The sequence below is a fragment of the Streptomyces sp. NPDC051322 genome (assembly GCF_040689485.1).
GTDB lineage: Bacteria > Actinomycetota > Actinomycetes > Streptomycetales > Streptomycetaceae > Streptomyces.
The window spans coordinates 211,668-235,969 of the sequence record NZ_JBFBAK010000010.1 but is presented as its reverse complement, the minus strand read 5'-3'; the positions used below and the strand labels follow the sequence as shown (position 1 = coordinate 235,969).

The 24,302-nt window shown below is 68.6% G+C and carries 26 protein-coding genes and 4 tRNA genes; 22 read left to right on the top strand and 8 right to left on the bottom strand.

Annotated elements, in window-relative coordinates; translation table 11 throughout:
* Positions 1 to 67: 67 nt before the first annotated feature.
* Both htpX and AB0436_RS23905 read left to right on the top strand, forming a co-directional pair.
* Positions 68 to 931 carry a zinc metalloprotease HtpX gene (htpX, locus tag AB0436_RS23910; RefSeq protein ID WP_366469953.1) on the top strand — a complete coding sequence of 288 codons (864 nt, stop codon included), beginning with the start codon at positions 68 to 70 and terminating at the stop codon, positions 929 to 931.
* A complete protein-coding gene (locus AB0436_RS23905; protein ID WP_366469952.1) occupies positions 928 to 1,329 on the top strand; it encodes a YccF domain-containing protein in 402 nt (133 codons plus the stop codon). Before htpX ends, AB0436_RS23905 begins: the two co-directional genes overlap by 4 nt.
* On the opposite strand, the gene pyrF is transcribed toward AB0436_RS23905, so the two are convergent.
* The gene (gene pyrF / locus AB0436_RS23900; RefSeq protein WP_366469951.1) at positions 1,307 to 2,023 is read right to left on the bottom strand and encodes an orotidine-5'-phosphate decarboxylase; all 717 of its coding nucleotides are present in this window, start codon (positions 2,021 to 2,023) and stop codon (positions 1,307 to 1,309) included. The two genes, AB0436_RS23905 and pyrF, sit on opposite strands and share 23 nt — an antisense overlap.
* 144 nt (positions 2,024 to 2,167) lie before the next feature.
* On the opposite strand from pyrF, the gene AB0436_RS23895 reads away from it, so the two are divergent.
* A complete protein-coding gene (locus tag AB0436_RS23895) occupies positions 2,168 to 2,440 on the top strand; it encodes a GlsB/YeaQ/YmgE family stress response membrane protein (RefSeq protein WP_366469950.1) in 273 nt (90 codons plus the stop codon).
* A gap of 33 nt (positions 2,441 to 2,473) precedes the next feature.
* On the opposite strand, the gene AB0436_RS23890 is transcribed toward AB0436_RS23895, so the two are convergent.
* Both AB0436_RS23890 and AB0436_RS23885 read right to left on the bottom strand, forming a co-directional pair.
* Positions 2,474 to 3,121: an alpha-ketoglutarate-dependent dioxygenase AlkB gene (locus AB0436_RS23890; protein WP_366469949.1), complete on the bottom strand. Its 648-nt coding sequence runs from the start codon at positions 3,119 to 3,121 to the stop codon at positions 2,474 to 2,476.
* 38 nt (positions 3,122 to 3,159) lie between these two features.
* Positions 3,160 to 3,648, bottom strand: coding sequence for a YajQ family cyclic di-GMP-binding protein (locus AB0436_RS23885; protein WP_366469948.1), 489 nt, complete (start codon positions 3,646 to 3,648; stop codon positions 3,160 to 3,162).
* Positions 3,649 to 3,839: 191 nt separating this feature from the next.
* Here AB0436_RS23885 and AB0436_RS23880 point away from each other — a divergent pair.
* Positions 3,840 to 3,921 (top strand) — tRNA-Tyr (locus AB0436_RS23880).
* Between the two features lie 70 nt (positions 3,922 to 3,991).
* On the opposite strand, the gene AB0436_RS23875 is transcribed toward AB0436_RS23880, so the two are convergent.
* A complete protein-coding gene (locus tag AB0436_RS23875; RefSeq protein WP_366469947.1) occupies positions 3,992 to 4,648 on the bottom strand; it encodes an SDR family oxidoreductase in 657 nt (218 codons plus the stop codon).
* 67 nt (positions 4,649 to 4,715) lie between these two features.
* On the bottom strand, positions 4,716 to 5,948 hold the full coding sequence (locus AB0436_RS23870; RefSeq protein WP_366469946.1) for a hydrolase: 1,233 nt from the start codon (positions 5,946 to 5,948) through the stop codon (positions 4,716 to 4,718).
* A gap of 213 nt (positions 5,949 to 6,161) precedes the next feature.
* On the opposite strand from AB0436_RS23870, the gene AB0436_RS23865 reads away from it, so the two are divergent.
* The 8 genes from AB0436_RS23865 to AB0436_RS23830 all read left to right on the top strand — a co-directional run bounded on the left by AB0436_RS23865 (position 6,162) and on the right by AB0436_RS23830 (position 10,942).
* A tRNA-Thr gene (locus AB0436_RS23865) sits at positions 6,162 to 6,234 on the top strand.
* A 44-nt stretch (positions 6,235 to 6,278) separates the two neighbouring features.
* Positions 6,279 to 6,351: transfer RNA gene (locus AB0436_RS23860), tRNA-Met, on the top strand.
* 85 nt (positions 6,352 to 6,436) lie between these two features.
* Positions 6,437 to 6,601 carry a 50S ribosomal protein L33 gene (gene rpmG / locus AB0436_RS23855; RefSeq protein ID WP_006604855.1) on the top strand — a complete coding sequence of 55 codons (165 nt, stop codon included), beginning with the start codon at positions 6,437 to 6,439 and terminating at the stop codon, positions 6,599 to 6,601.
* A 157-nt stretch (positions 6,602 to 6,758) separates the two neighbouring features.
* On the top strand, positions 6,759 to 7,211 hold the full coding sequence (locus AB0436_RS23850) for a MaoC family dehydratase N-terminal domain-containing protein (RefSeq protein WP_366469945.1): 453 nt from the start codon (positions 6,759 to 6,761) through the stop codon (positions 7,209 to 7,211).
* A 2-nt stretch (positions 7,212 to 7,213) separates the two neighbouring features.
* A complete protein-coding gene (locus AB0436_RS23845) occupies positions 7,214 to 7,642 on the top strand; it encodes a MaoC family dehydratase (protein ID WP_366469944.1) in 429 nt (142 codons plus the stop codon).
* 113 nt (positions 7,643 to 7,755) lie between these two features.
* Entirely contained in the window at positions 7,756 to 8,313 is a 558-nt protein-coding gene (locus tag AB0436_RS23840) for a helix-turn-helix domain-containing protein (protein ID WP_366469943.1), read from the top strand.
* A 77-nt stretch (positions 8,314 to 8,390) separates the two neighbouring features.
* Positions 8,391 to 9,821: an MFS transporter gene (locus AB0436_RS23835; protein WP_366469942.1), complete on the top strand. Its 1,431-nt coding sequence runs from the start codon at positions 8,391 to 8,393 to the stop codon at positions 9,819 to 9,821.
* Positions 9,822 to 9,886: 65 nt separating this feature from the next.
* The gene (locus AB0436_RS23830; protein WP_366469941.1) at positions 9,887 to 10,942 is read left to right on the top strand and encodes a UDP-N-acetylmuramate dehydrogenase; all 1,056 of its coding nucleotides are present in this window, start codon (positions 9,887 to 9,889) and stop codon (positions 10,940 to 10,942) included.
* A 30-nt stretch (positions 10,943 to 10,972) separates the two neighbouring features.
* On the opposite strand, the gene AB0436_RS23825 is transcribed toward AB0436_RS23830, so the two are convergent.
* On the bottom strand, positions 10,973 to 11,614 hold the full coding sequence (locus AB0436_RS23825; RefSeq protein WP_366469940.1) for an NAD(P)H-binding protein: 642 nt from the start codon (positions 11,612 to 11,614) through the stop codon (positions 10,973 to 10,975).
* Positions 11,615 to 11,709: 95 nt separating this feature from the next.
* Between AB0436_RS23825 and AB0436_RS23820 the strand changes: the two genes are divergently transcribed.
* A complete protein-coding gene (locus tag AB0436_RS23820; protein ID WP_366469939.1) occupies positions 11,710 to 12,309 on the top strand; it encodes a TetR/AcrR family transcriptional regulator in 600 nt (199 codons plus the stop codon).
* Here AB0436_RS23820 and AB0436_RS23815 read toward each other — a convergent pair.
* Both AB0436_RS23815 and AB0436_RS23810 read right to left on the bottom strand, forming a co-directional pair.
* Positions 12,299 to 13,348, bottom strand: coding sequence for an adenosine deaminase (locus AB0436_RS23815; protein WP_366469938.1), 1,050 nt, complete (start codon positions 13,346 to 13,348; stop codon positions 12,299 to 12,301). The two genes, AB0436_RS23820 and AB0436_RS23815, sit on opposite strands and share 11 nt — an antisense overlap.
* 148 nt (positions 13,349 to 13,496) lie before the next feature.
* Positions 13,497 to 14,723, bottom strand: a complete 1,227-nt coding sequence (locus tag AB0436_RS23810) for a pyridoxal phosphate-dependent aminotransferase (protein WP_366469937.1) — start codon at positions 14,721 to 14,723, stop codon at positions 13,497 to 13,499.
* A gap of 225 nt (positions 14,724 to 14,948) precedes the next feature.
* On the opposite strand from AB0436_RS23810, the gene AB0436_RS23805 reads away from it, so the two are divergent.
* The 9 genes from AB0436_RS23805 to rpoB all read left to right on the top strand — a co-directional run bounded on the left by AB0436_RS23805 (position 14,949) and on the right by rpoB (position 24,228).
* Positions 14,949 to 15,021, top strand: a tRNA-Trp gene (locus tag AB0436_RS23805).
* A 107-nt stretch (positions 15,022 to 15,128) separates the two neighbouring features.
* Positions 15,129 to 15,413, top strand: a complete 285-nt coding sequence (secE, locus tag AB0436_RS23800; RefSeq protein ID WP_365851797.1) for a preprotein translocase subunit SecE — start codon at positions 15,129 to 15,131, stop codon at positions 15,411 to 15,413.
* Between the two features lie 73 nt (positions 15,414 to 15,486).
* Complete coding sequence (gene nusG / locus AB0436_RS23795) at positions 15,487 to 16,359, top strand: transcription termination/antitermination protein NusG (protein WP_366469936.1); 873 nt, start codon at positions 15,487 to 15,489, stop codon at positions 16,357 to 16,359.
* A gap of 164 nt (positions 16,360 to 16,523) precedes the next feature.
* Complete coding sequence (gene rplK / locus AB0436_RS23790; RefSeq protein WP_365851795.1) at positions 16,524 to 16,958, top strand: 50S ribosomal protein L11; 435 nt, start codon at positions 16,524 to 16,526, stop codon at positions 16,956 to 16,958.
* 89 nt (positions 16,959 to 17,047) lie between these two features.
* Positions 17,048 to 17,770, top strand: coding sequence for a 50S ribosomal protein L1 (gene rplA / locus AB0436_RS23785; protein ID WP_365851794.1), 723 nt, complete (start codon positions 17,048 to 17,050; stop codon positions 17,768 to 17,770).
* 142 nt (positions 17,771 to 17,912) lie between these two features.
* Complete coding sequence (locus tag AB0436_RS23780) at positions 17,913 to 18,809, top strand: DUF1396 domain-containing protein (protein WP_366469935.1); 897 nt, start codon at positions 17,913 to 17,915, stop codon at positions 18,807 to 18,809.
* Positions 18,810 to 19,128: 319 nt separating this feature from the next.
* Positions 19,129 to 19,686 (top strand): 50S ribosomal protein L10, encoded by a 558-nt coding sequence (gene rplJ, locus AB0436_RS23775; RefSeq protein WP_365851792.1) that lies wholly within the window; start codon positions 19,129 to 19,131, stop codon positions 19,684 to 19,686.
* 81 nt (positions 19,687 to 19,767) lie between these two features.
* The gene (gene rplL / locus AB0436_RS23770) at positions 19,768 to 20,151 is read left to right on the top strand and encodes a 50S ribosomal protein L7/L12 (RefSeq protein WP_366469934.1); all 384 of its coding nucleotides are present in this window, start codon (positions 19,768 to 19,770) and stop codon (positions 20,149 to 20,151) included.
* 594 nt (positions 20,152 to 20,745) lie between these two features.
* On the top strand, positions 20,746 to 24,228 hold the full coding sequence (gene rpoB, locus AB0436_RS23765; protein WP_366469933.1) for a DNA-directed RNA polymerase subunit beta: 3,483 nt from the start codon (positions 20,746 to 20,748) through the stop codon (positions 24,226 to 24,228).
* Positions 24,229 to 24,302 lie beyond the last annotated feature (74 nt).

Here is a 24,302-nt window from a genome sequence, read left to right as displayed (position 1 = left end):
GTCCACTGAACAGTGGACTGAGTCACTGAGCAAGGGTTCCCCTGCCGCACCACTTGGAGGGCGTACCGTGCACCGCCGGCACAACGGGCTGAGGACCGCCGTCCTCCTGGGGGGGCTTTCCGCCCTCATCATCGTCATCGGCAGCTTCTTCGGCCGCACCGGACTGATCGTCGCGGTCCTCGTCGCGATCGGCACCAACGCGTACGCCTACTGGAACAGCGACAAGCTCGCGCTGCGCGCCATGCGCGCCCGCCCCGTCAGCGAATTCGAAGCCCCCGCGCTCTACCGCACGGTCCGCGAGCTCTCCACCGCCGCCCGCCAGCCCATGCCCCGCCTCTACATCTCCCCGACCCAGGCGCCCAACGCCTTCGCCACCGGCCGCAACCCGCGCAACGCCGCCGTGTGCTGCACCGAAGGCATCATGCAGATCCTCGACGAGCGGGAACTGCGCGGCGTGATCGGCCACGAACTCAGCCATGTCTACAACCGCGACATCCTGATTTCCTCCGTGGCAGGCGCGCTCGCCTCCGTCGTGATGTTCCTCGTCAACTTCGCCTGGCTGATCCCCGTCGGCCGCTCCGACGACGACGAAGGCCCCGGCCTCCTCGGCATGCTGCTGATCATGATCCTGGGTCCGCTGGCCGCCTCCGTGATCCAGCTCGCCGTCAGCCGCTCCCGTGAATACCAGGCCGACGCCTCCGGAGCCCAGCTCACCGGCGACCCCCTCGCCCTCGCCGGCGCCCTGCGAAAACTCGACGCCGGCACCAAGCAGCTGCCGCTGCCCCCCGAACCCCGGATCGAAACCGCGAGCCACATGATGATCGCGAACCCGTTCCGTCCCGGCCAAGGACTGTCCAAGATGTTCTCCACCCATCCGCCGATGGCGGAGCGCATCTCCCGACTCGAGCGAATGGCAGGTCCCCGCCCGTGAAAACCATCCTCAACGTCATCTGGCTCGTTCTGTGCGGCTTCTGGATGTTCCTCGGCTACCTGCTGGCGGGCCTCCTGCTCTGCGTCACGATCATCGGCATCCCCTTCGGCGTGGCCGCCTTCCGTATCGGCCGCTACGCCCTCTGGCCCTTCGGCTACATGGCCGTCGACCGGCACGACGCCGGCGGCGCCTCCTTCGTCGGCAACGTCCTCTGGCTGATCCTCGCGGGCTGGTGGCTCGCCCTCGGCCACATCTTCACCGGCATCGCGCTGTGCGTCACCATCATCGGAATCCCGCTGGGCCTCGCCAACTTCAAGCTCATCCCGGTATCCCTGATGCCGCTCGGCAAGGACATCGTCCGCACGGACCAGCCCTTCACCGTGCGCCAGGAGTATTGAGCACGAGCAGGTCGCCGCGGACCAGCCGCAGCGCGGCCGCCGGGTCCGCGGCACGGGTGACCGCCCGGCCCACCACGACATGCGACGCGCCGGCGGCAACGGCAGCGCGCGGAGTCCCGGGGCGGGCATGGTCACCCCGGGACTCCCCGGGGAGGACGACGCCCGGCGTGACGATCAGGGCACGCGGCCCCAGCCGGCCCCGGAGCGCCCCGGCCTCCTGCGGCGCTGCGATCACGCCATGACAGCCGGCCCCCTCCGCCAGACCGGCCAGCCGCAGCACCTGATCCTCGGCCGAAGCCGAGATGCCGACAGCCGCCAGATCGGCGCTCGTCATGCTGGTGACGACCGTCAGGGCCAGCACGCGAAGGCGCGGAAAATCACCGGCCGCGGCCACCGCGGCTGCCATGATCCCGGTGCCGCCCATGCTGTGCACGGTCACCATGGAGACGCCCAGGGCGCCGGCCGCGCGGACCGCGCCGGCGACGGAATTCGGGATCTCGAAGAGCTTGAGGTCGAGGAAGACCTCCTTGCCGTCGGCCACCAGGCGCTCGACCAGCCCGGGCCCGGCCGCCGTGAGCAGCTCCAGCCCCACCTTGTAGAAACGACACTCCGCGCCCAGCCGATCAACCATGTTCTCGGCTGCCCGCCGGGTGTCCACATCCAGGGCAACGATGATCCGATCGGTGGGGTGCACGGCGCCATTGTTGCCCATGGCGAGAGGGGCCGGCCGCCTCACCGCATGTCCCCGCAACCGGCGCACCCCCTCTGACGTCCTTGTTCACAGAACCACCCAGTAACAGGACCGTTTAAAGGACCGTCCGGAAGGCAGGCTCTGCTCATGGGAATCATCAGTTGGATCATCCTCGGCCTGCTCGCCGGGGCCATCGCCAAGATCCTGCTCCCCGGACGCGACCCGGGCGGACTCGTCGGCACCACACTGATCGGCATCGCCGGAGCCTTCGTCGGAGGCTGGGCCGGAGCGAAGTTCTTCGACCACCCGGTCTCCAAGCACTTCTACGACGGCGCCACTTGGGTATCGGCCATCGGCGGCTCCCTGGTCCTGCTGATCGTCTACCGGCTGCTCTTCGGGAACTCACGCCAGCGCCGCTGAGCCGGGCGGCACCGGCCCCGGAAACGGGGCCGGTCAGCCGAGCCCCGTCTCCCGCAACGTGATGTTGAGCCGCCCGCCCGACCACCCCAACTCCGGCCCGGCGGAGCCCGGGAGGACCTTCGACACCCCGTGGTACGCGAACCGCGACGGCCCGCCGAAGACGAACAGGTCCCCGGAGACCAACTCCACATCCGTCCAGGGCCGCCCGCGCCCCTCCGCGTTCCCGAACCGGAAGACGCAGGTGTCGCCCAGACTCAACGACACCACAGGAGCGGCGCTCCGCTCCTCCTTGTCCTGATGCATCCCCATCCGCGCGTCGCCGTCATAGAAGTTCACCAGCGCCGCATCCGGCACATACGCCCCCGCGTCCCCGTACGCCTCGGCCACCGCGGAGCGTCCCAGCTCCACCAGCCACCGCGGGAACGCCGCGACCCGCGCACCGTTCACGTCGTCGGCAGTCCGCGAGTACCGGTACGGCTGCCAGTGCCAGCCCAGGCAGAACGTCCGCACCGACATCACGCCGCCGTTGGGCAACCGGGTGTGCCGCAGCGGCACCGGCCCCCGCGCCCACTCCCGGCACACCCTCACCAACTCCCGCTGGCGCTCGGGCGACAGCCACTCCGGTACGTGCACGGCCCCGGGCGCCACCTCGGCCCGCGTCCGCGGAAACAGGCCCGTCATCGCTCGCTCTCCTTCAGCGGCACCCGGAAGCCGTCACATCAGCGGTAGTTCACGAACTGCAGGGCGAAGTCGAAGTCCTTGCCCTTCACCAGCGCCTGCACGGCCTGCAGATCGTCCCGGCTCTTCGAGCTGACCCGCAGCTCGTCGCCCTGCACCTGCGCCTTGACGCCCTTCGGGCCCTCGTCGCGGATCACCTTCGCGACCTTCTTGGCGTTGTCCTGCGAGATGCCCTCCTCGATCGAGGCGAAGATCTTGTACTCCTTGCCGGACAGCTGCGGCTCGCCCGCGTCCAGCGCCTTGAGCGAGATCCCGCGCTTGATCAGCTTGGTCTGGAAAACGTCGAGGATCGCGGTGACGCGCTCCTCGGAGTTCGCCTGCATCAGGATCTTCTCGCCCGACCAGTCGATCGAGGCACCGACGTTCTTGAAGTCGTAGCGCTGCGAGATCTCCTTGGCGGCCTGGTTGAGGGCGTTGTCGACCTCCTGCCGCTCGACCTTCGAGACGATGTCGAAACTGGAGTCGGCCATGTCCTGTGGCTCCTTGTATCGGGGTGCGTTATGGGAGTGCGGCCGGTTCTCCGGCTCGCCGTGGCAAGCCTAGTCATCTCCGCGCTCCGAGCCCCGATCAATCGGGTGGCGAAGCACCCCTGGTCATCGGGTATCGTTTACGTCGTTGCCACGGGCACCGCCGCGAAGCGGTCTCTCGGCAGCAAATCCTTGGCGGTGTGCCCGAGTGGCCAAAGGGAGCAGACTGTAAATCTGCCGGCTCAGCCTACCCAGGTTCGAACCCTGGCGCCGCCACGGAAAACAGCCCCTGACCAGCAATTCTGGTCAGGGGCTGTTGCGTTTCCCGGGTGACCCGCCCCCGGAGTCAGTTGCCCGCCACGTCCTTCACCGCGACCGAGACCGGCACCGAGCCGCTGATCAGGTCCAGGGTGAGGCCCGCGGTGGCCGGGGTCTCGAGCAGTTCGGCCAGGACAGCCGCCACGTCGTCGCGGGGGACCGAGCCGCGGCCGGTGCCGGCGGCCAGGCGCACCTGGCCGGTGCCCGGGTCGTCGGTCAGGGAGCCGGGGCGCAGGACCGTCCAGTCGAGGGTGGTGCGGGCGCGTACGGCCTCGTCGGCGGCGCCTTTGGCGCGCAGGTAGACGTCGAATACGCCGTCGCCCCGGTGGTGGGTGTCGGCGCCCATGGAGGAGACGATGAGATAGCGGCGTACGCCTGCCTGTTCGGCGGCGTCGGCGCATTTCACCGCGGCGTCGCGGTCGACGGTGTCCTTGCGTTCGGCGCTGCTGCCGGGACCCGCGCCGGCTGCGAAGACCACGGCGTCGGCGCCGCGGAGTACTTCGGCGACCTGGTCCACGGATGCCGATTCCAGGTCGAGTGCGACCGGCTCGGCGCCGGCGGCTCTCAGGTCGTCGGCCTGACCTGCGGCGCGGATGATGCCCGCGACCTCGTCACTGCGCGCGGCGAGCAACCGCTCCAGCCGCAGCGCGATCTGTCCGTGTCCACCTGCGATGACAATGCGCATGATTCCGACGGTACGCCGGAGCGGCCCGGCTCGCTCGGAATCGGCCGGTACGGTGGTCTGGGCTCCGTCAGGGTGCGGTGTCCGGCCTTCCCTGGCGCGGGAGTTCGAGGGTGGCGGCGGCCGGATCGCAGTATTCGCGGACCGCGCTGGTCCGGGCGACGACGCGTCCCCGGTGGATGACGATACGGCTGTAGGCGAGGGACAGCACGCCGGAGAGCCGTTCGCCGCGTACGGCCATGAGCTCGGCGGGGAAGCCGGCTTCGACGCGGACCTCGGTGAGGCCCATCGCCCGGCGCGCGGCCGCAGCGATCGTCCCGTACGCGTCCTGCGCGGTGAGTCCGCTCTGTGAGGCGAGCAGGTAGGCGGCCTCCAGCGGGTCGCCGCGGCCGACCGGGTTGGCGCGGTCGCGCAGGGCGCCGCTGCCGGCGGCGATCCGTACCCCGGCGGCGCGCAGCAGCCGCACCGGAGCGATGCCGGTGCGTTCTACGCCGGCGCAGCCGCCCTGGGGCAGGACGGTCACCGTGATGTCCGCCGCGGCGAGCCGGCCCGCGGTGCGTACGGCAGCGTCGTGCGGGAGCCGGGAGAGGCCGCCGCAGGGGCTGAGGGTGAGGCCGGGGCGGAGGCCGCCGGCCATGGCGGCGAGCCGGGCGATGCGGGCGGGATCGTCACCCTCCGTGTGCAGATCCACGGCGCAGCCGTGTTCGGCGGCGACTTCGAGGACGAGCTCGGTGTAGCCGGTGGGGTCGGGGTCGAGGTCGGGGCAGCCGCCGACGGCGGTGGCGCCCATTTTGAGGGCGTCGCGCAGCATGGCGAGGCTGTCGGCGCCTCCGACGCCGGTGAGCAGCCGGGGCACGGCGACGGTACTGAGCTCGGTGAGTCCGTGCAGGGCGCGGCCGGCCTGGAGTACGGCTTCCAGCGGGCCGAGCCCCTGGACGTCGCCGATGCGTACGTGGCTGCGCTGTGCGGTGGCGCCGTGGCTGAGCTGGAGGAGGGCGGCCTCGGTGGCGCGGCGCTGGATGTCGGGGAGGTCGGTGGCCGGACCGGTGTCGGCGGTGAGGGCCGTGTCGCTGTGGGCGTGCGGTTCGGCGGGGGCGGGGAGCAGCAGGAATCCGTCGAGGTCCAGGTGGGAGCCGCGGGCCTGCGGTGTGGTCAGGCTGCCGGCGGTGCCGACGGCTTCGATGCGGCCGTTGTTGAGCCGCACGTCCACCGTTCGTCCGTCGGTGAGGCGGGCGCCGCGGAGCAGGAGCGCGGTGGTGTCGGCGGTGACTCCCTCGGGAGGCCGCGGCTGGCTGTCGGGCATCGCGCTCCTGGATGCTGTGGCCGGGCGTGACGGGCGATGTCACGCAGCGTGAGGCGAGCCTAGGGGGCGGGGGTACGGGGTTCGAGGAGGGGCGAAATAGTCGTACCGGTGTGCCTTCCGGTGCCTCGGAGGTAGGTGGGAGGGGGGTGCCTGGTGGGCACCTCATAAGGATTTGGGCGATCGGCGACAGAGCGTGTAATGTCTTCATCGCTCGCCCCAATAGCTCAGTCGGTAGAGCGTCTCCATGGTAAGGAGAAGGTCTACGGTTCGATTCCGTATTGGGGCTCTGGTGCGGTAGCCCTCACCTTCGGGTGAGGGACTCCGTATCAAAGCGGTGTAGCTCAGTCGGTAGAGCAAGCGGCTCATAATCGCTGTGTCACCGGTTCAAGTCCGGTCACCGCTACACACGGTAGCCGATTGTGGGGTCGGTCCTTCGATCGGCTACTCTTTTTTGCGTTCATCCGTCCATCCGTCCAAGGAGCACTCACGTGGCTGCCACCGACGTCCGCCCGAAGATCACGCTGGCCTGCGTGGAGTGCAAGGAGCGGAACTACATCACCAAGAAGAACCGGCGTAACGACCCGGACCGTCTTGAGATGAAGAAGCACTGCCCGCGCTGCAACTCGCACACCGCGCACCGCGAAACGCGCTGAACCTGGCGCTTTCTCCACAGGCACAGGCATGAGGTCGTCCCCGTCTTCGGGGGCGGCCTCGCGTCGTTTTCGCGGTCCGGCGCGTGCGACGTGTTCTCCTGTGTCCCGGCACAACCCATCTGTGTCCCGGCACAACTCTTCAGGAGGTAGTGAGCCCATGGCGCTCGATCAGTCCTTCGTAGGGCGGACGTATCCGCCCACCACGCCGTACGAGGTCGGCCGGGAGAAGATCCGTGAGTTCGCCGAAGCGGTGGGTGACAGTAATCCGGCGTACGTCGATCAGGACGCGGCGAGGAAGCTCGGTCACCCGGATGTGATAGCTCCGCCGACCTTTGTCTTCTCGATCACGTTCAAGGCGGCGGGCGCGGTGGTCGACGATCCGCAGCTGGGGCTGGACTACGCGCGGGTGGTGCACGGCGATCAGAAGTTCGTGTACCGGCGTCCGGTGCGGGCGGGGGACCGGCTGACGATCACGTCGACCATCGAAGCGATCAAGTCGCTCGCGGGCAACGACATCATCGACATCCGTGGCGAGGTGCACGACGAGTCCGGCGAACACGTCGTGACCGCGTGGACGAAACTGGTGTCGCGAGCGGCCGGGGAGGCGTGACGATGACTGCGAGGATTTCGTACGGGAGTGTCGAGGTCGGCACGGAGCTGCCGGCGCAGTCCTTCCGGGTGACCCGCGCCACGTTGGTGCGGTACGCGGGGGCGTCGGGTGACTTCAATCCGATCCACTGGAACGAGAAGTTCGCGGTCGAGGTCGGGCTGCCCGATGTCATCGCGCACGGGATGTTCACGATGGCCGAGGCGGTTCGGGTGGTCACGGACTGGGTCGGTGATCCGGGTGCGTTGGTGGAGTACGGCGTTCGCTTCACCAAGCCGGTCGTCGTCCCCAACGACGACAAGGGGGCGCTGATCGAGGTCAGCGCGAAGGTCGCGGCCAAGCTCGACGACCATCTGGTGCGGGTGGACCTCACGGCGGTCAGCGAGGGCAAGAAGGTGCTGGGCATGTCCCGTGCGGTGGTCCGGCTGGCCTGACCGCGGGCGGGTGTGTGCGAGGGGCGTCCCGCCGGGACGCCCCTCGACGGCGTCCGGGGGCGGCGTCCGGGGACGTCTTGACGAAGTTAGTAATTAGCCACTAACCTCCTCGCATGGTCAGGATGAGCGCTGAAGAGCGACGCGAGAGCGTCATCCGCGCGGCGATGGTCGAATTCGCGCGCGGCGGCTACCACGGCACCTCCACCGAGGCGATCGCCAAACGGGTGGGTGTGTCGCAGCCGTATCTCTTCCGGCTCTTCCCGAACAAGGAGGCCATCTTCCTGGCAGCTTCCGGTCGTTGCATGGCAGAGACCACGGCAGTCCTGGCCAAGGCGTCCGAGGGGCTGGAGGGCGATGACGCCCTGCACGCCATGAGCGAGGCGTATCAGTCGCTGATCGCGGACGATCCGGGCAAGCTGCTGATGCAGATGCAGACCTACGTCGCGGTGGCCTCCGCCGAGGCATCCGGCGATCACGAGTTCGGTGCGGCGGTGCGAGCCGCCTGGACGGAGATGTACGACACGGTCCATCTGGTCCTCGGCGCCGACACGGACGGGACCACCACCTTCCTTGCCTACGGCATGCTCATCAACACGCTGGTGTCACTCGGCTTCCCGGCGGATGCCCCGGTCTGGTCCGGGTGCTACGAATCGTCGCGGCCGAAGAAGTGATCGCCATCGCACTAAATGGGGCCGTACGCGTATGACCAAAAAAGTTAGTCATCGATAACTAACCCACAGGGGGAGCAATGAACGAGCGAGCGGCCCGGCGCGGAGGCGCCACCTGGGCTCTGATCGTCACCAGCGTCGCCGGATTCATGGCGGCTCTCGACAACCTCGTCGTCACCACGGCACTGCCCTCCATCCGCAAGGATCTCGGCGGGGCGCTGGACGACCTTCAGTGGACGGTGAACGCCTACACGCTCACCTTCGCGGTCCTGCTCATGTTCGGCGCGTCCCTCGGTGACCGGTTCGGCCGCCGCAGGCTCTTCCTCACCGGCCTCACCATATTCACCGGCGCCTCCGCCGCGGCGGCGCTGGCCTCGGGGATCGCTCCGCTGATCGCCGCCCGCGCGGTGCAGGGCGTCGGCGCCGCGATCATGATGCCGCTCACTCTCACGCTGCTCACCGCGGCCGTGCCCGCCGCCCGGCGGGGCGCCGCGCTCGGCATCTTCAGTGCGGTCACCGGTCTGGCCGTCGCCAGCGGCCCGCTGATCGGCGGCAGCCTCACCGAGCACCTGTCCTGGCAGTGGATCTTCTGGCTGAACGTGCCGATCGGCCTGCTGCTGCTCCCGCTCGCCCGGCTGCGCCTCGACGAGTCCCGCGCACCGAACGCCCGGCTCGACGTGCCCGGCACGCTGCTCGTCAGCGGAGGTCTCTTCGGCATCGTCTACGGGCTGGTGAACGGCCAGTCGGACGGCTGGAGCAGCCCCACGATCCTCACCGCTCTGCTGGCCGGCGCCGCTCTGCTGGCCGGTTTCATCCATCACGGGTTCACCCACGCGCACCCCATGCTCCCGATGCGGCTCTTCCGCAACCGCGCCTTCTTCGGGATCAACGTCGCCAGCCTGCTGATGTTCCTCGGCATGTTCGGATCGATCTTCCTGCTGAGCCAGTTCTTCCAGGGCGTCTCCGGTTACTCGCCCACCGAGGCGGGACTGCGGATGCTGCCCTGGACCGGCATGCCGCTGATCGTCGCGCCGTTCGCCGGCATCCTCTCGGACCGGATCGGCGGCCGCCCGGTCGTCGCCGCCGGTCTGGCGCTGCAGGCCGCCGGACTCGGCTACTTCGCCCTGGTGACCAGCACCGACGTGTCGTACGCGGCCCAGCTGCCCGGGCTGATCCTCGGCGGTGTCGGCATGGCGCTGTACTTCGCCCCGGCCGCCAGCGTGGTGATGTCCAGCGTCCGCCCGGCCGAGCAGGGCATCGCGTCCGGTGCCAACAACGCGCTCCGCGAGGTCGGCGGCGCGCTGGGTGTCGCGGTCCTGGGCGCGGTCTTCGCCGCGCGGGGCGGTTACGAGTCGCCGGCCGCCTTCACCGACGGCACGGTCCCCGCCCTGTGGATCGGCGCCGCGGTGGTCGCGGTCGCGGCGCTCGTGGCGCTGCTGATCCCGCGCCGGCGCGCGGCGCACGACGAAGTGGCCGGAACGGACGAGGAGCGCGAGCTCGTCGTGGCCTGAGCGACCCGGCTCATCACAGAACGGCCCCGCCCCGACCGGCGGGGACGTTCTCGTACGCTTGGCCCGTGCAGGAACTCCACGAAGCCCCCCTCGCCCCCCTGACCACCTTCCGGCTCGGCGGCCCCGCGACCCGGCTGATCACCGCGGAGAGCGACGCCGAGGTGATCGAAGCCGTCCGCGCGGCCGACGCGAGCGGCACCCCGCTGCTGGTGATCGGCGGCGGATCCAATCTGGTCATCGGCGACCGGGGCTTCGCGGGCACCGCGCTGCGGATCGCCACCCGGGGCTTCGAGCTGTCCGGCACGGCGCTGGAGCTGGCGGCCGGCGAGGTGTGGACGGACGCGGTGGCGCGTACGGTCGAGGCGGGACTCGCGGGCATCGAGTGTCTGGCCGGGATCCCCGGTTCGGCGGGCGCCACCCCGATCCAGAACGTCGGCGCATACGGCCAGGAGGTCTCCTCCACCATCACCGAGGTCGTCGCCTACGACCGCACCGCCGGCCGGACGGTGACCCTGGCGGGTACCGCATGCGGGTTCGCCTACCGGCACAGCCGCTTCAAGGCCGAGCCCGACCGCTACGTCGTGCTGAGGGTCCGGTTCGAGCTGGAGGACGCCGGGGGCCTCTCCGCCCCGGTCAAATACCCGGAGACGGCGCGCGTCCTCGGGGTCGAGGCGGGGGACCGGGTGCCGGCGGCGACCGTCCGGGAGACCGTACTGAAGCTGCGCGCGGGCAAGGGCATGGTGCTGGACCCGGAGGACCACGACACCTGGTCGGCGGGCTCGTTCTTCACCAACCCGATCCTGGACGACCGCCGGTTCGCCGCCTTCCGCGCCCGGGTGCGGGACCGTCTCGGCCCGGACGCCGCTCCGCCCGCCTTCCCGGCGGGGGAGGGCCACACGAAGACCTCGGCGGCCTGGCTGATCGACAAGGCCGGCTTCACCAAGGGATACGGCACCGGTCCCGCCCGGATCTCGACCAAGCACACGCTGGCCCTCACCAACCGCGGCGGCGCCACCACCGAGGACCTGCTGGCGCTCGCCCGCGAGGTGGTCGCGGGGGTGCACCGGGCGTTCGGCGTGACGCTCGTCAACGAGCCGGTGACCGTGGGCGTGAAGCTGTAGGCGGGCGCTGAACAACTGGTGGCGGTGGGCTCAATAGGCCACCCCCACCCCCTGCCGGACGGTCGCAGGGTCGTCGATCATCGCCAGCATGGCGTGGGCCACGTCGGCGCGGGAGATGGATCGGCCGCCGCGCGGGTTGCCGCCGATGACGGTCCGGTAGGTGCCGGTCAGCGGCTTGTCGGTCAGCTTCGGTGGGCGGACCGATGTCCAGTCGGTGGCGCTGTGGGCGATCTCGTCCTCCATCACCCGCAGGTCCGTGTAGACCTTCTTGAGAACGACGCCGATCGCGCCCAGCGCCACTCGGTCCAGCAGTGAGGCCTGTCCGGTGTCCGGCGCGAGCGGGGCCGCACTGACCACCAGCAGCCGGCGCACACCCGCCGCCTCCATGGCCCGCAGCACCGGCCTGGTGAGCACGGCGGCGATGCCCGCGTCCTTGACGGAGCGCGCGCCGAGACCGGAGAGCACCGCGTCCCGGCCGGCCACCGCGGCGCGCAGCGGTTCCGCGTCCTCGGGGTCGGTGAGCCGGGACCGGACGACGGTCAGCCCCGCGCCGGTCACCGTCAGCCGGGCCGGATCGCGTACCACCGCCGTCACCCGGTGGCCGGCGTCCAGTGCCTGCTGGACGATCTGCTGTCCGATACCGCCGGTGGCACCGAATACGGTGAGTTCCATCGCGCACACTCCAGGAGCGAAGGGGTGGGTGAGTATTCACTCACCACTAGAGTGAGCGGACACTCACCCCTTCGTCAAGCTTGATTGGAGCACGCATGGAGCAGAAGCCGACCCGCGTCCGGATCCTCGACGCCGCGCACGATCTGATGCTCACCGTCGGACTGGTGCACACCACGACGAAGGCGATCGCCAAGGCGGCAGGGTGCTCGGAGGCGGCGCTCTACAAGCACTTCACCGGCAAGGAGGAGCTGTTCGTGGCCGTGCTGCACGAGCGGCTGCCGGAGCTGACCCCGCTGGTGCGCGGTCTGACCCGCGATCCTCAGCAACAGAGCGTCGAGGCGAATCTCACCGCGATCGCCCGCACGGCGGCGCTCTTCTATCAGCAGAGCTTCCCGATCGCCGCCTCGCTCTACGCCGACCCCGGACTCAAGAAGCGCCACGAGGCGGCCATGCGCCTGATAGGCGCCGGACCGCACCTGCCCATCAGGGGCGTGGACGCCTACCTCGGTGCCGAACGGCTGGCCGGACGCATCGATGCCGAGGCCGACACCTACGCGGCGGCCTCGCTGCTCCTGGGCGCCTGTTCCCAGCGGGCCTTCGCCTACGACATGACCGAGGAAGGCGAACCCCCGCAGTCCCTCGACGAGTTCGCCGTGTCGATCGCCCGCGCCGTGCTGCGCGGGATCAGCCGCTGAGCCAGTCGTCGACGCCGGCCAGCAACTTCCGCTGTACGTCGGCGGGTGCGGCCGATCCGCGTACCGACTGCCTGGCCAGCTCGGCGAGTTCCGCGTCGGTGAACCCCTGGGCGCGCGCCAGCTCGTACTGGTCGGCGAGCCGCGATCCGAAGAGCAGCGGGTCGTCGGCTCCGAGCGCCATCGGCACCCCCGCCTCGTACAGACGTCGCAGGGGTACGTCCTCGGGCTTCTCGTAGACGCCGAGCGCCACATTGGACGCGGGGCAGACCTCGCAGGTCACCCCGCGCTCGGCGAGCCGCCGCAGCAGCCGGGGGTCCTCGGCCGCTCGTACGCCGTGCCCGATGCGGGCGGCGTGCAGGTCGTCCAGGCAGTCCCGGACCGAGGACGGCCCGCTGAGCTCCCCGCCGTGCGGTGCGGCGAGCAGGCCGCCGTCGCGGGCGATGGCGAAGGCCCGGTCGAAGTCGCGGGCCATGCCCCGGCGCTCGTCGTTGGAGAGGCCGAAGCCCACCACGCCCGCGTCCGTGTACCGCACCGCGAGACGGGCCAGGGTCCGGGCATCGAGCGGGTGCTTCATCCGGTTCGCCGCGACCACGACACGCATGCCGAGCCCGGTCTCCCGGGAGGCGGCGTGCACCGCGTCCAGGATGATCTCCAGCGCCGGGATCAGCCCACCGAGCAGCGGTGCGTACGAAGTGGGGTCGACCTGTATCTCCAGCCAGCCGGAGCCGTCCCGGACGTCCTCCTCGGCCGCCTCGCGCACCAGCCGCTGGATGTCCTCGGGGGTGCGCAGGCAGGAGCGGGCGATGTCGTAGAGCCGCTGGAAACGGAACCAGCCCCGCTCGTCGGTGGCGCGGAGCCGAATGGGGGCACCCCCCAGGCCCCTCGGGCCTGGGGGAGGTTCGCCGCCGGTCAGTGCCTCGGGCAGGTGCACGCCGTGCCGGTCGGCCAGTTCCAGCAGGGTGGCCGGCCGCATCGAACCGGTGAAGTGCAGATGCAGATGGGCCTTCGGCAGCAGCCGGATGTCGCGTACGTGCTCCATCCCAAGATCCTGCCGCACGTACCCGGTGGTCCGGTAGCCGCTTTCCCCCTATGAGTACGGCTGCGAACATTTTCCCGAACGGTGAGACCCCATGAGACGGGCCCCCGGCAGCAGCCGGGGGCCCGTCTGGCGCATCAAGGGGCGTAGGTCAGGCGGTGGCCTCGCCCAGCAGCTTCTGCATCCGGGAGACGCCCTCGGCCAGGTCCTCGTCACCGAGCGCGTAGGAGAGACGCAGATAACCGGGGGTGCCGAAGGCCTCGCCGGGCACCACGGCCACCTCGACCTCGTCCAGGATCAGTGCGGCCAGCTCCACGGAGGTCTGCGGGCGCTTGCCGCGGATCTGCTTGCCGAGCAGCGCCTTCACCGACGGGTACACGTAGAACGCGCCCTCGGGCTCGGGGCAGACCACGCCGTCGATCTCGTTGAGCATCCGCACGATGGTCCTGCGCCGCCGGTCGAACGCGGAGCGCATCTCGGCGACCGCGTCCAGGTCCCCGGAGACGGCGGCGAGCGCGGCGGCCTGCGAGACGTTGGCGACGTTGGATGTGGCGTGCGACTGGAGGTTGGTCGCGGCCTTCACGACGTCCTTCGGGCCGATGATCCACCCGACTCGCCAGCCGGTCATGGCGTACGTCTTGGCGACGCCGTTGACCACGATGCACCTGTCGCGCAGCTCGGGCACGATCGCCGGCAGCGAGGTGAACTCGGTGGAGCCGTAGACGAGGTGCTCGTAGATCTCGTCGGTCAGCACCCACAGCCCGTGCTCGACGGCCCAGCGGCCGATCGCCTCGGTGTCGGCCTCGTTGTAGACGGCGCCGGTCGGGTTGGACGGCGAGACGAAGAGGACGACCTTCGTCTTCTCCGTACGGGCTGCTTCGAGCTGCTCCACGGAGACCCGGTAGCCGGTGCTCTCGTCGGCGACGACCTCGACCGGAACGCCGCCCGCCAGTCGGATCGACTCGGGGTAGGTGGTCCAGTAGGGGGCCGGCACGATGACCTCGTCGCCCGGGTCGAGAATCGCGGCGAACGCCTGGTAGATGGCCTGCTTGCCGCCGTTGGTGACCAGCACCTGGGAGGCGTCGACCTCGTATCCGGAGTCGCGCAGCGTCTTCGCGGCGATGGCGGCCTTCAGCTCGGGGAGCCCGCCGGCCGGGGTGTAGCGGTGGTACTTCGGGTTGCGGCAGGCCTCGATCGCGGCCTCGACGATGTAGCCGGGCGTCGGGAAGTCGGGCTCACCGGCACCGAAGCCGATCACCGGACGGCCGGCGGCCTTGAGGGCCTTCGCCTTGGCGTCGACGGCAAGGGTCGCGGACTCGGAGATAGCACCGATGCGGGCGGAGACCCTGCGCTCGGTCGGAGGAGTTGCAGCGCTCATACGGCCATCGTCCCAGACCTCGGAGCCACTCGGCACACAGGTTTCGAGGAGCGGACACCGAACGGAAATCGGACGGTCACCGATGGCCCAGCGAGCGGACCGGGGTTAGCTGTTCGACGTCGGGCGCCCGACCACGTACACTCACTGGTCGTTGGCCCACACCAGCCGTCCCGTCCTACGCACTCGGTGCGCTCGGTCGGATGCGGTAGGTTGGGGAAAACACAAAGGGTCGTAGCTCAATTGGTAGAGCACTGGTCTCCAAAACCAGCGGTTGGGGGTTCAAGTCCCTCCGGCCCTGCTACACACACCTTCGCCAGGCTGTGTGCGCATGTACGTACGTAATGCACCGCCGTGCGGCTCCACCGGGCGCGGCACGGCCACGACCCGGGAATCAGGTGAGAGATCGTGACGGACGCCGTCGGCTCCATCGACGTGCCTGATGCGCAGGATGAAGCGCCGGAGTCGAAGAAGGCGCGCAAGGGCGGAAAGCGTGGCAAGAAGGGTCCTATGGCCCGACTCGCTCTTTTCTACCGCCAGATTGTCGCCGAGCTGCGCAAGGTCGTCTGGCCGACGCGTAACCAGCTGTCGACCTACACCTCCGTGGTCATCGTCTTCGTCGTGATCATGATCGGCATCGTGATGCTGATTGACTATGGTTTCAATGAAGCCGCCAAGTACGTCTTTGGCTGATCCGCGAAGGGCGCCCTGAGCGGCGCCCCTTTCGCATGTTCCACCCCATTTGATCCAGGAAGAAGCAGCCACCGTGTCTGACCCGAATCTGAACGAGGCCGTCGAGCCGGGCGAAAGCTTCGAGTCTGCAGAGGACCGGCCCGACATCGTCGAGGCGGCGGACGCTGTGGAGCCGGACCAGGCCGAAACTGCCGAAGCCGCGGCCGGCGAGGCGACCGAAGAGGCCGCAGCGCCCACCGAGGCGGAGACCGCCGAGGACGCCGCGGACGCGTCGGCCGATGACGAGTCCACCGACGAGGAGCCCGCCGAGGCAGCGGACGTGCCCCCGGTCGACCCGGTCGAGGCCCTGCGCCAGGAGCTCCGCGGACTGCCCGGCGAGTGGTACGTCATCCACACGTACGCCGGCTACGAGAAGCGCGTGAAGGCCAACCTGGAGCAGCGCGCCGTCTCGCTGAACGTCGAGGAGTTCATCTACCAGGCCGAAGTGCCCGAGGAAGAGATCGTCCAGATCAAGAACGGCGAGCGCAAGAACGTCCGCCAGAACAAGCTTCCCGGCTACGTCCTGGTCCGTATGGACCTCACCAACGAGTCCTGGGGCGTGGTCCGCAACACCCCCGGCGTCACCGGCTTCGTCGGCAACGCGTACGACCCGTACCCGCTGACCCTGGACGAGATCGTCAAGATGCTCGCCCCCGAGGCCGAGGAGAAGGCGGCCCGCGAGGCGGCCGAGGCCGAGGGCAAGCCGGTGCCGGCCCGCAAGGTCGAGGTCCAGGTGCTGGACTTCGAGGTCGGCGACTCGGTCACCGTCACCGACGGCCCGTTCGCAACGCTGCAGGCGACGATCAACGAGATCAACGCCGACTCCAAGAAGGTCAAGGGCCTCGTCGAGATCTTCGGCCGGGAGACCCCGGTCGAGCTGAGCTTCGATCAGATCCAGAAGAACTGACCGCTTTCACAAACCTTCCGAGCAGGTCAGAACGGCTGTCCCAGCCTTTCTGACCTGCTCGGTTTTTGGTCGCGCAGCTATACCCGTTATCGTTGTGCGGTATGCCTCCGTCCGGATGACCGGACGAGTGGCGAAACACTCTCACTAGGACCCGGAGAGAGCACATGCCTCCCAAGAAGAAGAAGGTCACGGGGCTTATCAAGCTCCAGATCAAGGCCGGCGCGGCCAACCCGGCTCCGCCGGTCGGTCCCGCGCTGGGTCAGCACGGCGTCAACATCATGGAGTTCTGCAAGGCCTACAACGCCGCGACCGAGTCGCAGCGCGGCATGGTCGTGCCGGTGGAGATCACGGTCTACGAGGACCGTTCCTTCACCTTCATCACCAAGACTCCGCCGGCCGCCAAGCTGATCCTCAAGGCCGCTGGTGTCGAGAAGGGCTCCGGCGAGCCGCACAAGACCAAGGTCGCCAAGCTGACGGCCGAGCAGGTCCGCGAGATCGCCACGACCAAGCTCCCCGACCTGAACGCCAACGACCTCGACTCCGCGTCGAAGATCATCGCTGGCACCGCCCGTTCCATGGGCATCACGGTCGAGGGCTGATCGAGCCCCGCAGTACCAGCACCAGCACCACAGTGGCAGGGCCGGCGCAGGCCCGGACCACGACTCCCACTCCACATCTAGGAGCAGAAGTGAAGCGCAGCAAGACTCTCCGCGCTGCGGACGCCAAGGTCGACGCGGACAAGCTGTACGCCCCGCTCGAAGCCGTCCGTCTCGCCAAGGACACCACCACGACCAAGTTCGACGGCACCGTCGAGGTCGCCATGCGTCTGGGTGTGGACCCGCGCAAGGCCGACCAGATGGTCCGTGGCACCGTGAACCTGCCGCACGGCACCGGCAAGACCGCCCGGGTCCTGGTCTTCGCGACCGGTGACCGTGCTGCGGCCGCGGAGGCCGCGGGCGCCGACATCGTCGGCGCCGACGAGCTCATCGACGAGGTCGCCAAGGGCCGCCTCGACTTCGACGCCGTCGTCGCCACCCCGGACCTCATGGGCAAGGTCGGCCGTCTCGGCCGCGTGCTCGGTCCGCGTGGTCTGATGCCCAACCCGAAGACCGGAACGGTCACGCCCGACGTGACGAAGGCTGTCACGGACATCAAGGGCGGCAAGATCGAGTTCCGCGTCGACAAGCACTCGAACCTGCACTTCATCATCGGCAAGGTTTCCTTCGACGAGACGAAGCTGGTCGAGAACTACGCCGCGGCGCTGGAGGAAGTCCTCCGTCTGAAGCCGTCGGCCGCCAAGGGCCGCTACATCAAGAAGGCCACGATGGCCACCACGATGGGCCCCGGCATCCCGCTGGACGCCAACCGCACCCGCAACCTCCTGGTCGAGGAGGACCCGGCCGCCGTCTGATCCCAGGATCGGCAGGCAGCCGCGGTTCGCGCGCGTGTTGAGCCGGGCCCCGCACCTCCTCGGAGGCGCGGGGCCCGGCGTTTTTTGGACAGGCGGTAGGGTCACCGGAATTGAGGATTTTCTGTTCACCTGTGGGGGGATCATGAACACGAAGCACCGAAACGCCGCAGCGGCCGTAGTGACCGGCGTGCTGCTGTGCGGTACGGCGGCCTGCTCGGGCGGCGGCAGCAGTGACCACGCCGGGAAACCCGCGGCGTCCAGCACGACGGCGCAGAAGCCGGTCGAGGTGAGCCCGCTCGCCGCCGTGCGGCAGGCCGCGGACAACAGCCGGAAGATCACCTCGCTCACCTACACGATGCACGGCAGCATTCCCGGCAGCGGCACGGTCGACGCCGATGCGTCGATGAGCATGAAGCCGCTCGCGATGCGGATGCTGACGAAGACGTCGGGGGCGGCCGATCCGCAGGAGAACGGTGACATGGAGATCCGTCTCACCGGCAGCGGGCTGTACATCGGTGGTGCGTCGCTGGCCGCCCAGTCCGGCGGCAAGAAGTGGATCAAGTTTCCGACCAGTGCGCTCGGCGAGGGCGCCAAGGGCGGCCAGGACCCGCTCGCCGGGCTCGGCTCGCAGGCGAGCGGCAATCCGGCGGACGAGTCCACGTCGCTGACCGCCTCCAAGGACCTGAAGAAGGTCGGTAACGAGACGGTGGACGGGGTCAGCACCACGCACTACAGCGGCACGGTGACCTTGGACGCGCTGCGCAAGGAGTCGGCCGGAAAGGGCGCGGACGCCAAGAAGCGCGCCGAGCGGACGATCAAGGCGTACCAGGACATGGGCCTGACCAAGCTCACCATGGACATGTGGATCGACGGCAGCGACCACACCAAGCAGTTCCGGACCCGGGGCACCGCGGCCAAGGGCCCCCTCGACATGATGATCAAGTTCGTGAACATCAACAAGCCGGTGACGGTGCGGACCCCGCCGGCCGCCGAGACGATGGACCTGGCGCAGATGATGGAGGGCTCGGGCTCGGCCTGAGCCGGATCGGGAACGCCGGATCGGGCGCACCGGATCGGGCGCACCGGGTCGGGGGGCGCAGCGGCGATTTGCCTGCCGCGCCCCCGTTCGCGTAATCTCTCGACGAAGCCAAAGACCGCTGGTCGTTGCTGCGCTCTCGTAAGGGGGCGTGGTGGCCGAAGGATCCGCTGGGTGCGGGCGACCTGCGCAGGTGATTCGTGGAAGTGCTCCCGGACTCTGTCCGGTCGAGCTCACGCCCCGTGCACCTGTGCCGGGGCGTTTTCGTTGTACCCAGCCCCTTCTGAGCGGTCCTCATCACCCGGAAGGAGGCCGACGCTCTATGGCAAGGCCCGACAAGGCTGCCGCGGTAGCCGAGCTGACGGACCAGTTCCGCAGCTCGAACGCCGCTGTGCTGACCGAGTACCGGGGTCTCACCGTGGCCCAGCTCAAGCAGCTGCGCCGTTCGCTCGGTGAGAACGCCCAGTACGCCGTGGTGAAGAACACGCTGACCAAGATCGCGGCCAACGAGGCCGGGATCAACACGCTGGACGACCTGTTCACGGGTCCGACGGCGGTTGCCTTCGTCACCGGTGACCCGGTGGAGTCGGCGAAGGGTCTTCGTGACTTCGCCAAGGAGAACCCCAACCTCATCATCAAGGGCGGTGTCCTTGATGGTAAGGCGCTGTCCGCCGATGAGTTCAAGAAGCTTGCGGACCTCGAGTCCCGCGAGGTTCTGCTCGCCAAGGTGGCCGGTGGAATCAAGGCGTCGATGGCCAAGGCCGCGGCGACTTTCCAGGCCCCGCTGTCGGAGTTCGTCCGCACCGCGGACGCCCTTCGCGCCAAGGTCGAGCAGGGCGGTGCCGGTACGCCGGCTCCCGCCGAGGCCGACTCCGAGTAATTCGGTTTCGCGTCACAGCGGGCCCGTACGCCCGCCGTCATATACACCCGGCACCTGCCGAAAAAGTGGAAGGACGCCATCATGGCGAAGCTGTCCCAGGACGAGCTGCTCGAGCAGTTCGAGACCCTGACCCTCATCGAGCTCTCCGAGTTCGTCAAGGCCTTCGAGGAGAAGTTCGACGTCAAGGCTGCCGCCCCGGTCGCCGTTGCCGCGCAGGGTGGCGCTGCCGCCCCCGCCGAGGCCGCTGCTGAGCAGGACGAGTTCGACGTCATCCTCACCGGTGCCGGCGACAAGAAGATCCAGGTCATCAAGGTCGTGCGTGAGCTGACCTCGCTGGGTCTCAAGGAGGCCAAGGACCTCGTGGACGGCGCCCCGAAGCCCGTCCTCGAGAAGGTCGCCAAGGACGCCGCCGAGAAGGCTGCCGAGTCCCTCAAGGGCGCCGGCGCCTCCGTCGAGGTCAAGTGACCCTGAGAGTCTGCTGACTCTCCGAGTGCGCCGCAGGGCGTGCTGAGTACGCCGTAGGGCGTACGACGCGCGCCGCACGGTGTACGACGTCATCACGAAGGGCGATCACCCATCCGGGTGGTCGCCCTTCGGCGTAGGGTGACGCCCCTGACGGCTGCCTTGCTCTTGCCGTTGTGGCGAGTAGGGTGATCTTCGTTGTGCGCCGGACCTGGCGGCTTCTCGTGCTCCCGCAGCCCCTCCGCGGGCGGTCCCCACCGAGTGGGGGCCTTGACGAACGGCACGGAGCGCGCAATTCTCAGGACGCGTCGTCACTTCGATCCGTATCCGAGGCATGGATCGGCGACGAAGAGGGAAGCTTTGCCGCAGGTGTTGAGAAGAAGAATGAGGGTCCCAAAAAACCCGCTCTGGACATCAGTGAGCCTTCTGGCTACACTGTCCCTTTGCGCTGCCTGTTAGCTGCCTCCTGCCCGTCACCAGGGGCATGCCCTCGCTTCAAGCATCGAGACCGACGTCCCCGACCCGGGACGCCTGTCTCTCTGCCGGCTTGGGACCGGTACGCGCGTAGTGAGTCCGAGCCCTCGGAAGGACCCCCTCTTGGCCGCCTCGCGCAACGCCTCGACCTCCAATACGAACAACGCCGCCAGCACCGCCCCGCTGCGCATCTCCTTTGCAAAAATCAGGGAGCCCCTCGAGGTTCCGAACCTCCTTGCGCTGCAGACCGAGAGCTTTGACTGGCTGCTCGGGAACCCCGCTTGGAAGGGTCGCGTCGAGGCCGCTCTCGAGAGTGGACAGGACGTCCCCACCAAGTCCGGTCTGGAAGAGATCTTCGAAGAGATCTCGCCGATCGAGGACTTCTCCGGGTCGATGTCGCTGACGTTCCGCGATCACCGTTTCGAGCCCCCGAAGAATTCGATCGACGAGTGCAAGGACCGCGACTTCACGTACGCGGCGCCGCTCTTCGTCACCGCCGAGTTCACCAACAACGAGACCGGCGAGATCAAGTCCCAGACGGTCTTCATGGGCGACTTCCCGCTCATGACGAACAAGGGCACCTTCGTCATCAACGGCACCGAGCGTGTCGTGGTGTCCCAGCTGGTGCGCTCGCCGGGTGTCTACTTCGACTCCTCCATCGACAAGACGTCCGACAAGGACATCTTCTCCGCCAAGATCATCCCGTCCCGGGGTGCCTGGCTGGAGATGGAGATCGACAAGCGCGACATGGTCGGTGTCCGCATCGACCGCAAGCGCAAGCAGTCCGTCACCGTCCTCCTGAAGGCTCTCGGCTGGACCACCGAGCAGATCCTCGAGGAGTTCGGCGAGTACGAGTCGATGCGCGCCACCCTGGAGAAGGACCACACCCAGGGCCAGGACGACGCACTGCTCGACATCTACCGCAAGCTGCGCCCGGGCGAGCCGCCCACGCGTGAAGCCGCTCAGACGCTGCTCGAGAACCTCTACTTCAACCCGAAGCGTTACGACCTCGCCAAGGTCGGCCGCTACAAGGTGAACAAGAAGCTCGGCGCGGAAGAGCCGCTCGACGCCGGTGTGCTCACCAGCGACGACATCATCGCGACCATCAAGTACCTGGTCAAGCTGCACGCCGGGGAGACCGAGACGGTCGGCGAGTCCGGTCGCTCGATCATGGTCGAGACCGATGACATCGACCACTTCGGCAACCGTCGTATCCGTAACGTCGGCGAGCTGATCCAGAACCAGGTCCGTACGGGTCTCGCCCGTATGGAGCGCGTCGTGCGCGAGCGCATGACCACCCAGGACGTCGAGGCGATCACGCCGCAGACCCTGATCAACATCCGGCCGGTCGTCGCCTCCATCAAGGAGTTCTTCGGTACCAGCCAGCTGTCCCAGTTCATGGACCAGAACAACCCGCTGTCGGGCCTGACGCACAAGCGTCGTCTCAACGCCCTCGGCCCCGGTGGTCTCTCCCGTGAGCGGGCCGGCTTCGAGGTCCGTGACGTGCACCCGTCGCACTACGGCCGCATGTGCCCGATCGAGACGCCGGAAGGCCCGAACATCGGCCTGATCGGCTCGCTGGCCTCCTACGGCCGGGTCAACGCGTTCGGCTTCATCGAGACGCCGTACCGCAAGGTCGTCGAGGGCCAGGTCACCGACGACGTCGACTACCTGACCGCTGACGAGGAAGACCGCTTCGTCATCGCCCAGGCCAACGCCACGCTCAACGAGGACATGCGGTTCCAGGAGCCGCGCGTCCTGGTCCGCCGTCGTGGCGGAGAGGTCGACTACATCCCCGGCGACGACGTCGACTACATGGATGTCTCGCCGCGCCAGATGGTGTCGGTCGCGACCGCCATGATCCCGTTCCTCGAGCACGACGACGCCAACCGTGCCCTGATGGGCGCGAACATGATGCGTCAGGCCGTGCCGCTGATCCAGTCCGAGGCGCCGCTGGTCGGCACCGGCATGGAGTACCGCTGTGCGGTCGACGCCGGTGACGTGCTCAAGGCGGAGAAGGACGGTGTGGTCCAGGAGGTATCCGCGGACTACATCACCATCGCCAACGACGACGGCACGTACTCGACGTACCGCATCGCCAAGTTCTCCCGCTCGAACCAGGGCACCTCGGTCAACCAGAAGGTCGTCGTCAACGAGGGCGACCGGGTCATCGAGAACCAGGTGCTCGCCGACGGTCCCGCCACCGAGGACGGCGAGATGGCCCTCGGTAAGAACCTGCTGGTCGCGTTCATGCCGTGGGAGGGTCACAACTACGAGGACGCGATCATCCTGTCGCAGCGCCTCGTGCAGGACGACGTCCTCTCCTCGATCCACATCGAGGAGCACGAGGTCGACGCCCGTGACACCAAGCTCGGCCCCGAGGAGATCACCCGGGACATCCCGAACGTCTCCGAGGAGGTCCTCGCCGACCTCGACGAGCGCGGCATCATCCGTATCGGTGCCGACGTCGTCGCCGGCGACGTGCTGGTCGGCAAGGTCACGCCCAAGGGCGAGACCGAGCTGACCCCGGAGGAGCGTCTGCTCCGTGCGATCTTCGGTGAGAAGGCGCGCGAAGTGCGCGACACCTCGCTGAAGGTGCCGCACGGCGAGATCGGCAAGGTCATCGGCGTCCGCGTCTTCGACCGCGAAGAGGGCGACGAGCTGCCGCCGGGCGTGAACCAGCTGGTTCGCGTCTACGTGGCGCAGAAGCGCAAGATCACCGATGGTGACAAGCTCGCCGGCCGGCACGGCAACAAGGGCGTCATCTCGAAGATCCTTCCGATCGAGGACATGCCGTTCCTGGAGGACGGCACCCCGGTCGACATCATCCTCAACCCGCTGGGTGTCCCGTCCCGGATGAACCCGGGACAGGTCCTGGAGATCCACCTCGGCTGGCTCGCCAGCCAGGGCTGGAAGGTCGAGGGCAACGAGGAGTGGATGGAGCGCCTCAAGTCCATCGGCGCCGACGATGTCGCCCCCGGTACCAACGTCGCGACCCCGGTCTTCGACGGTGCCCGCGAGGACGAGATCTCCGGTCTCTTCGAGTCCACCATCCCCAACCGCGACGGTGACCGCATGGTCCTCCCGTCCGGCAAGGCGCGGATGTTCGACGGCCGCTCCGGTGAGCCGTTCCCGGACCCGATCTCGGTCGGGTACATGTACATCCTCAAGCTCCACCACCTGGTCGACGACAAGCTGCACGCACGGTCGACCGGTCCGTACTCGATGATCACCCAGCAGCCGCTGGGTGGTAAGGCCCAGTTCGGTGGGCAGCGATTCGGTGAGATGGAGGTGTGGGCGCTGGAGGCGTACGGCGCCGCTTACGCACTCCAGGAGCTGTTGACCATCAAGTCCGACGACGTGACCGGCCGCGTGAAGGTGTACGAGGCCATCGTCAAGGGCGAGAACATCCCCGAGCCGGGCATTCCCGAGTCCTTCAAGGTGCTCATCAAGGAAATGCAGTCGCTCTGCCTCAACGTGGAGGTGCTGTCCTCGGACGGTATGTCCATCGAGATGCGCGACACGGACGAGGACGTCTTCCGTGCAGCGGAAGAGCTCGGTATCGACCTGTCCCGGCGCGAGCCGAGCAGCGTCGAAGAGGTCTGACGGGTTGGCCGGCCGGATCGCCTGATCCGGCCGGCTCTCCCCGGACCCGTTCAGACCATTGCTGAAGTGCCCAT

Bases quoted from the DNA above. Each gene is read 5' to 3' on its own strand.
- AB0436_RS23895 (WP_366469950.1), top strand. From the start codon at position 2,168: ATGGGAATCATCAGTTGGATCATCCTCGGCCTGCTCGCCGGGGCCATC.
- AB0436_RS23890 (WP_366469949.1), bottom strand. From the start codon at position 3,121: ATGACGGGCCTGTTTCCGCGGACGCGGGCCGAGGTGGCGCCCGGGGCC.
- AB0436_RS23885 (WP_366469948.1), bottom strand. From the start codon at position 3,648: ATGGCCGACTCCAGTTTCGACATCGTCTCGAAGGTCGAGCGGCAGGAG.
- AB0436_RS23875 (WP_366469947.1), bottom strand. From the start codon at position 4,648: ATGCGCATTGTCATCGCAGGTGGACACGGACAGATCGCGCTGCGGCTG.
- AB0436_RS23870 (WP_366469946.1), bottom strand. From the start codon at position 5,948: ATGCCCGACAGCCAGCCGCGGCCTCCCGAGGGAGTCACCGCCGACACC.
- AB0436_RS23850 (WP_366469945.1), top strand. From the start codon at position 6,759: ATGGCGCTCGATCAGTCCTTCGTAGGGCGGACGTATCCGCCCACCACG.
- AB0436_RS23845 (WP_366469944.1), top strand. From the start codon at position 7,214: ATGACTGCGAGGATTTCGTACGGGAGTGTCGAGGTCGGCACGGAGCTG.
- AB0436_RS23840 (WP_366469943.1), top strand. From the start codon at position 7,756: ATGGTCAGGATGAGCGCTGAAGAGCGACGCGAGAGCGTCATCCGCGCG.
- AB0436_RS23835 (WP_366469942.1), top strand. From the start codon at position 8,391: ATGAACGAGCGAGCGGCCCGGCGCGGAGGCGCCACCTGGGCTCTGATC.
- AB0436_RS23825 (WP_366469940.1), bottom strand. From the start codon at position 11,614: ATGGAACTCACCGTATTCGGTGCCACCGGCGGTATCGGACAGCAGATC.
- AB0436_RS23820 (WP_366469939.1), top strand. From the start codon at position 11,710: ATGGAGCAGAAGCCGACCCGCGTCCGGATCCTCGACGCCGCGCACGAT.
- AB0436_RS23815 (WP_366469938.1), bottom strand. From the start codon at position 13,348: ATGGAGCACGTACGCGACATCCGGCTGCTGCCGAAGGCCCATCTGCAT.
- AB0436_RS23810 (WP_366469937.1), bottom strand. From the start codon at position 14,723: ATGAGCGCTGCAACTCCTCCGACCGAGCGCAGGGTCTCCGCCCGCATC.
- rplK (WP_365851795.1), top strand. From the start codon at position 16,524: ATGCCTCCCAAGAAGAAGAAGGTCACGGGGCTTATCAAGCTCCAGATC.
- AB0436_RS23780 (WP_366469935.1), top strand. From the start codon at position 17,913: ATGAACACGAAGCACCGAAACGCCGCAGCGGCCGTAGTGACCGGCGTG.
- rplJ (WP_365851792.1), top strand. From the start codon at position 19,129: ATGGCAAGGCCCGACAAGGCTGCCGCGGTAGCCGAGCTGACGGACCAG.
- rplL (WP_366469934.1), top strand. From the start codon at position 19,768: ATGGCGAAGCTGTCCCAGGACGAGCTGCTCGAGCAGTTCGAGACCCTG.